Annotated in this window: 8 protein-coding genes; all 8 read left to right on the plus strand. The window is 70.7% G+C overall.

Annotation, left to right across the window (positions count from 1 at the left end):
- The coding region (gene fliG, locus VFH59_RS04150) for a flagellar motor switch protein FliG (protein WP_325163623.1) at window positions 1-912 on the plus strand (912 nt) is incomplete at its 5' end.
- Window positions 912-1,532, plus strand: a complete 621-nt coding sequence (locus tag VFH59_RS04155; protein WP_325163624.1) for a FliH/SctL family protein — start codon at window positions 912-914, stop codon at window positions 1,530-1,532. The genes fliG and VFH59_RS04155, both read left to right, overlap by 1 nt.
- 145 nt (window positions 1,533-1,677) lie before the next feature.
- On the plus strand, window positions 1,678-3,021 hold the full coding sequence (gene fliI, locus VFH59_RS04160; RefSeq protein WP_325163625.1) for a flagellar protein export ATPase FliI: 1,344 nt from the start codon (window positions 1,678-1,680) through the stop codon (window positions 3,019-3,021).
- Window positions 3,018-3,449, plus strand: coding sequence for a flagellar export protein FliJ (gene fliJ, locus VFH59_RS04165; protein ID WP_325163626.1), 432 nt, complete (start codon window positions 3,018-3,020; stop codon window positions 3,447-3,449). Before fliI ends, fliJ begins: the two co-directional genes overlap by 4 nt.
- A gap of 66 nt (window positions 3,450-3,515) precedes the next feature.
- Window positions 3,516-4,526, plus strand: a complete 1,011-nt coding sequence (locus VFH59_RS04170; RefSeq protein WP_325163627.1) for a flagellar hook-length control protein FliK — start codon at window positions 3,516-3,518, stop codon at window positions 4,524-4,526.
- A gap of 769 nt (window positions 4,527-5,295) precedes the next feature.
- A complete protein-coding gene (locus tag VFH59_RS04175) occupies window positions 5,296-5,811 on the plus strand; it encodes a flagellar basal body-associated FliL family protein (RefSeq protein WP_325163628.1) in 516 nt (171 codons plus the stop codon).
- A 13-nt stretch (window positions 5,812-5,824) separates the two neighbouring features.
- Window positions 5,825-6,838 carry a flagellar motor switch protein FliM gene (gene fliM, locus VFH59_RS04180; protein ID WP_325163629.1) on the plus strand — a complete coding sequence of 338 codons (1,014 nt, stop codon included), beginning with the start codon at window positions 5,825-5,827 and terminating at the stop codon, window positions 6,836-6,838.
- The coding region (gene fliN, locus VFH59_RS04185) for a flagellar motor switch protein FliN (RefSeq protein ID WP_325163630.1) at window positions 6,835-7,164 on the plus strand (330 nt) is incomplete at its 3' end. The genes fliM and fliN, both read left to right, overlap by 4 nt.

Consider the following 7,164-nt stretch of genomic DNA (forward strand, 5'->3'; position numbering starts at 1 on the left):
CTGTCCGCACGCGACGTGCAGGCGGTCGGCCAGGCCATGGCCAGCCTCACCTCGGTCTCGCGCGAGCAGGTCGACAAGGTGCTCACCCGCCTGCACGACGACCTGGGCTCGCAGACCGCGCTCGGCGTCGGCACCGAGGACTACATCCGCAAGATCCTCACCAACGCGCTGGGCGAGAGCAAGGCCGGCAGCCTGATCGACCGCATCCTGCTCGGCCGCTCCAGCAAGGGGCTGGAGTCGCTCAAGTGGATGGAAGGGCGCGCCATCGCCGAGATGATCGGCCAGGAACACCCGCAGATCATCGCGCTGGTGCTGGCGCACCTCGAACACGACCAGGCCGCCGAAGTGCTCGGCTACCTGCCCGGGCGCACGCGCTCGGACGCGATCATGCGCATCGCCACGCTCGACGGCGTGCAGCCGCATGCGCTGAACGAGCTGGACGAGATCATGGAGCGCCAGTTCTCCGGCAATACCAACAAGCTCAAGTCCGCCAGCGTCGGTGGCCTGAAGGCCGCGGCCGACATCCTCAACGCGATGGAAACCAGCCGCGAGGCCGAGCTGATGGCCGCCATCCGCAGCCACGACCCGAACCTGGGCAGCAAGATCGAAGACCTGATGTTCGTCTTCGACGACCTGGTCGAGCTGGACGACCGCTCGATGCAGGCGCTGCTGCGCGAAGTGCCCTCGCCGCGCCTGATCGTGGCGCTCAAGGGGGCCGAACCGTCGATCCGCGAAAAGATGTTCGCCAACATGTCCAAGCGCGCCGCCGACATGCTGCGCGACGACCTGGAGGTGGCCGGGCCCGTGCGTGTATCCGAGGTCGATGCCGCGCAGAAGGAGATCCTGGGCATCGCCCGGCGCTTGGCCGATGCCGGGCAGATCACCCTCGGCGGCTCGGATGACCTGGTCTGATGAGCGCCGTCCTCAACCGCGACGCCGTGGCCGGCTACCAGCGCTGGGAGCCGCCGCAGGTCGGCAGCGCCGCGACCTCCGCGCCGGCGCCGGCCGAGCCGGCCAGCCATCCCACCGTCAGCGACCTGGAGACGCTCGAGCGCCAGGCGCGTGAGGAAGGCCATGCCGCGGGCCTTGCCCAGGGCCTGGCCGAGGCACGTGCGCAAGGCCGCGAGCGCGTGGCGCGGCTGGAGGCGATCTGCGCCCAGGCGGCGCGCCCGCTCGAGTCGCTCGATGCGGCGGTGGAGCGGGAACTGGCGCAAATGGCGCTGCTCGTCGCGCGCCGCGTGATTGCCCAGGAACTGGCGACCCGGCCGGAACTGATCGTCCAGGCCGTGCGCCAGGCGGCGGCTGCGTTGCCTGCCGCCACGCGCGAATTGCGGGTACGCCTCCATCCCGACGACCTCGCCCTGATGCGCGAGCTCGACGCGGCCGAAGCGCACTGGCAGCTGGTCGCCGATCCCGCGCTCAAGCGTGGTGACTGCCTGCTGGAAAGCGAACGTTCGCGGCTGGATGCGCGCCTGGAGACGCGCCTGGCGGCGATGGTCGATGCCGTGCTCGGCGACGAGGCCGCGCCGTGATGTCTCGTGCGTGCCCGGGCCCGCTCCTCCCCATGCCGCGCAGGGGGAGGCTGGGAGGGGGTGGTCCGGACGTGCCGCGAGCCGCGGGCAACCCCTCCCCAACCCTCCCCTGCGAGCAGGGGAGGGAATCTTCAGGCGTCCCGACATGACCCGCGCGGCCTGGGCCGAGCAGCTTGCCCGGCGTCGCCAGCGTGCGCAGGCGGCCCACACGCTCGCGGTCGAGGGTCGGCTGCGCCGCGTGGTCGGCCTCACGCTGGAGGCCGAAGGCTGTGAAGCCGCGCTCGGCGCCCGCTGCCTGGTCGATACCGCCGACGGCAGCCAGCTCGACACCGAGGTGGTCGGTTTCGCCGACGAACGCCTGCTGCTGATGCCGGTCGGCGAGATGCACGGCGTGCTGCCGAATGCGCGGGTGCGTCCGCTGGCCCATGCCGGCGGTCTGCCGGTCGGCGCCGGCCTGCTCGGCCGCGTGATCGGCGCCGACGGCGTGCCGCTGGATGGCGCCGGCCCGCTGGACACCGGCGAACACGCCGCGCTCAAGGCCGAACCGATCAACCCGATGGCGCGCAAGCCGATCGACACCCCGCTGGACACCGGCGTGCGCGCGATCAACGCGCTGCTCACCGTCGGCCGCGGGCAGCGACTGGGCCTGTTCGCCGGCTCCGGCGTGGGCAAATCCACGCTGCTGGGCATGATGACCCGGTACACCGACGCCGACGTGGTGGTGGTCGGCCTGATCGGCGAGCGCGGCCGCGAGGTGAAGGAATTCGTCGAGCACACGCTGGGCGTGGAAGGGCGCCGCCGCGCGGTGATCGTCGCCGCCCCGGCCGACGCGCCGCCGCTCAAGCGCCTGCGCGGCGCCCAGTACGCCACTGCGATCGCCGAATGGTTCCGCGACCGTGGCCAGCGCGTGCTGCTGCTGATGGATTCGCTCACCCGCTACGCCCAGGCCCAGCGCGAGATCGCGCTGGCGATCGGCGAGCCGCCGGCGACCAAGGGCTACCCGCCGTCGGTGTTCGCCATGCTGCCTGCGCTGGTCGAGCGAGCCGGCAACGATGCCGAGGGGCGCGGTTCGATCACGGCGTTCTACACGGTACTGACCGAAGGCGACGACTATCGGCACGATCCGATCGCCGACGCCGCGCGTGCAATCCTGGATGGCCACATCGTGCTCTCGCGCGACCTGGCCGAGGCCGGCCATTACCCGGCGATCGACATCGAAGCGTCGATCAGCCGCGTCATGCCGGCGGTCACCGCGCGCGTGCACCAGCGCGCCGCGCAACGTTTTCGCCAGGTCTATTCGGCCTACCGTCAGCAGCGCGACCTGATCGCGGTCGGCGCCTACCAGAAAGGGTCGGATCCGCAGGTCGACCAGGCCATCGTGATGTGGCCGAAGTTGCGCGCATTCCTGCAGCAGGAGGTGGACGAGCCGATGAACCTCGCCGACGGCATCGCCGCCTTGAACGCCCTGGCCACCGAGGCCACCGCGTGAGCAAGCGCGCCGACCGCCTGCAGCCGGCCGCCGACCAGGCCAAACAGCGCAGCGAAGACGCCGTGCTCAAGCTGGCCGAGCAGCAGCAGCGGCTGGCCAAGGCCGAGCGCCAGCTGATGGAGCTGCGCGGCTACCGCCAGGAATACGCCACGCCCCCCGGTGTCGGTGGTTTGACGGCCACCGCGCTGATGAACCGCCAGCAATTCGTCGAGCGCATCGACCGGGCGATCGAGCAGCAGGTGCTGGAGATCGAGCGCCAGCGTTGGCTGCTCGACCAGATGCGCGGCCTGTGGCGCGACGCGCATGCGCGCGAAGCCGCACTGGACAACGTGATTGACCGCTACCGCGAGCAGGAGCGCAAGGCCGAGGACCGCCGCGAACAGAACGACATCGACGAACGCATGCAGCATCGGCGTCCGGCGAGGTAGGTCTTGGCGCGAAGTTTGCTGGGTTGTGCCTGACGCACGCCGTTCGAGTCTCCTGAGGAAGTGCCCATGAGCGCGACCACCACTGCCGTGAATCCCACCCAGCCCGCGCCGCCTCCGGCGCGGTCCGCCAACGGCCCGGCTTCCGCCGCGGACGACGACCGCTTCGATCGCCACCTGGACGCGGCCCGCCAGCAGCACGGCGAGGGGCACGACCAGCCGGCACAGGAGGACTCGGGGCAGGAGGCGGCCACGGCCACGCATGCCCCGAAGACGGAGCCCGGTCGCCCGAAGCCGGCCCAGGCACCGGCGAAGGACCAGGGCGACACGGACGCGGCCGCGCTGGCTGCGGCCATGCTCGCGTTGATCGGCCAGGCCGCGCCAGCGAGGCCGCTCGCCGGGGCCGGGATGGTGACCCATGCGGCCACCGCGGCGGGCACCGAGGGCAAGGCCGCCAAGGCACCGGCCGCGCTGGTGCTGCTGGCCAACACCGCCGCCACGGCGGCGGCCGCCAGGTCCGCGATCGACGTGGATGCCAACGCCCTCGCGCCCCTGCTGGCCAAGCCCGCCGAGCAGAAGGACGCCTCCTTCGATGTCGCGCAGCTCGGCAGCCTGTCCGCCACCCCGTTGCCGGCGGCCGATCCCGGCAACGCCGTGGTACCGACGCACAACCTCTCGGTCGCCAGTCCCGCCGGCACGCCCGCCTTTGCGCAGGAGCTGGGCCAGCACGTGGTCTGGCTGGGCCAGCAGGACGTCAAGCAGGCGCGCATCCGCCTGCATCCGGAAGACCTGGGCACGCTGGACGTCAAGGTCAGCATGAACCACGACCGCGTCGACGTGAGCTTTGCCGTGCAGCATCCCGCGGCCGTGCACGTCGTGCAGCAGACCTTGCCGCAGCTCGACGCCCTGCTGGCGCACCACGGTCTGGCCCTCGGCCAGGCGGACGTGGGGCAGCGCCAGCAGCACGGCGGGGGTGGGCACGGGGGCGATGCGTCCGGCGCGGTCGGAGAGGTCGAAGCCGAGCCGGCCGTGATGGCGAGCGCGCCGGCGGCGCTCGGCATGCTCGATACGTTTGCCTGAGGGGCGTGGCCCCTTCGACTTCGGCCTGCGGCCCACGCTCAGGGTGACCGGGGGTTTTTGGCTCCTTCTTCGAACTACCGACCGGGCCCCTCTCCCGGGCAAGGGGCTCAGGCCTCCCGCCGGCCACGCATCCGTTCGCGCCGGGCGCAGGCGTAGCGCCCAAGTCGAAGTGCTGGCCATGAGCCCAGAACCCGGATCCCTCTCCCTCCGGGAGAGCATGCCGACAGGCGGGTGAGGGTTCGGCGCAGCCGGATGCCCGGCAGGACCGAACCTTCTCCCCAACCCCTCTCCCGACGGGAGAGGGGCCCAGGCGCCCGCCACCCTCCCTCCCGTTCGCGCCGAGTGCAGGCGCGCAAGCGCCGAAGTCGAAGCGCTGGCCGCGAGCCCCGAACCCGGATCCCTCTCCCTCCGGGAGAGGGTGCCGACAGGCGGGTGAGGGTTCAGGCGGAGCCGGAGGCATCGGCAGGACTGGACCTCCCCAACCCCTCTCCCGACGGGAGAGGGGCTCAGGCGCCCGCCATCCTCCCTGCCGTTCGCGCCGAGCGCAGGCGCGCAAGCGCCGAAGTCGAACCGTCCCGCGCGCCGTCGACTTCCAGGCGCCCGTCGTGATCGCGACGCGCCCGTTCGCCGCCGCGCGTCAAGAAAGCGCCGCGCCTGCCGCAAACCAAGCAGGGCCAAGCCTTCGGGCCGTGGCACGCGGATTGCTACAAGGTCCGTGCAAGGCGGCGCCCCAGGCGCCAGCCGAAAGAACAACAACCGAGGTCCAGGCATGGCAATTACGGAAGAAGAAGCGGTAGCGGTAGCAGTGCCGAAGAAGAAGCGCTCGCCGCTGGTGATCGGCCTGGTGGTGGCGCTGCTGGCGGTGTCGGGCGCGTGCGCCTACCTGTTCATGTCCCACGGAAACGACAAGCCCGCCACGGCGAAGGCCGGCAAGGATGGCGGCGCGAGCGCTCCGACCAGGAACCAGCCCGAATACTTCCTGCCGCTCGACCCGGCCTTCGTCGTCAACTTCCGCGACGATGATTCCATGCGCTACCTGCAGGTGGGCGTCACCCTGATGGCGCACGACCAGGCCGCACTGGACACGGTCAAGGGCGTCGATCCGGTCGTGCGCAACGCCCTGGTGATGCTGTTCAGCCGCCAGAGCTATTCGATCCTCAGCGACCCCGCCGGCAAGCAGAAGCTGCAGGCTGAGGCGCTGGAGGCGGTGCGCAAGATCGTCACGGCGCGAACCGGCAAGCCCGGCATCGACGCGCTGTACTTCACCAGCTTCGTGATGCAGTGAGGCGAGCGCGCCCATGAGCGACCTGCTTTCCCAGGACGAGATCGACGCGCTGCTCGACGGCGTCACCGGTGGCGCGGTGGCCACCGGCGAGGACGAGCCGCCGCCGGCCGAAGCCGTCCAGGCCTATGACTTCACCCAGCAGGACCGCATCGTGCGCGGCCGCCTGCCGACGCTCGAGATGGTCAACGACCGCTTCGCGCGGTTCTTCCGCCTGGGCGTGTTCAACGTGTTGCGCAAGAGCTGCGAGGTGTCGGTGCTCGGCGTGAAGATGGTCAAGTTCGCTGAATACGTGCACAGCCTGGCGGTCCCGAGCAACCTCAACCTGATCAGGATCAAGCCGTTGCGCGGCACCGCGCTGGTGGTCTTCGAGCCTCGGCTGGTGTTCACCGTGATCGACAACTTCTTCGGCGGCGACGGGCGCTTCCACGCGCGCATCGAGGGCCGCGACTTCACGGCGACCGAGAACCGCGTGATCCAGATCATGCTGACAGAGCTGTTCGGCGCGATGACCGAGGCCTGGAGCCCGGTGTTGCCGCTGGAGTTCGAGTACATCAACTCCGAGATCAACCCGCAGTTCGCGAACATCGTCAGCCCGACCGAGACGGTGGTGGTCTCGCGCTTCCACGTCGAACTCGACGGTGGTGGTGGCGAGATCCACCTGACCCTGCCCTACGCCATGGTCGAACCGATCCGCACGCTGCTCGACGCCGGCGTGCAGAGCGACCTGGCCGACCGCGACGACCGCTTCGTCGAGCACCTGCAGGAAGAGGTGCTCGACGCCGAGGTCGAGTTGAGTTCGCTGTTGATCGAAATGCAGCTGTCCATCGGCGATTTCCTGGGCCTGCGCCCCGGCGACGTGATCCCGGTGACGCTGCCCGAGCTCTGCACCGTCTTCGCCGAGGACGTGCCGGTGTTCCGCGGCCGCTACGGCCAGGCCAACGGCCACACGGCGATCCAGTTCCAGACCCAGGTCGGCCGCCGCGAAAGGCGCGCGGCCGGCGAGTTCACAGAGAAGAAAAGCGCATGACTGCCAACGACGCCGCGGTCGCCGACCGCATCGATCCCGACGCCCTCGCCGGCTTCGCCGGCGATGCCGGCGACGTCAACCTGGACATGATCCTGGACGTGCCGGTCACGCTGGCCATGGAGGTGGGCCGCACCCGCATCAGCATCCGCAACCTGCTGCAGCTCAACCAGGGCTCGGTGGTGGAGCTGGACCGCGCCGCCGGCGAGCCGCTGGACGTGTTCGTCAACGGCACCCTGGTCGCGCACGGCGAGGTGGTGGTGATCAACGAGAAGTTCGGCATCCGCCTGACCGACGTGGTCAGCCCGGCCGAGCGCGTGCGCAAGCTG

The organism is Frateuria sp., assembly GCF_035695185.1.
Taxonomy (GTDB): Bacteria; Pseudomonadota; Gammaproteobacteria; order Xanthomonadales; family Rhodanobacteraceae; genus Frateuria_A.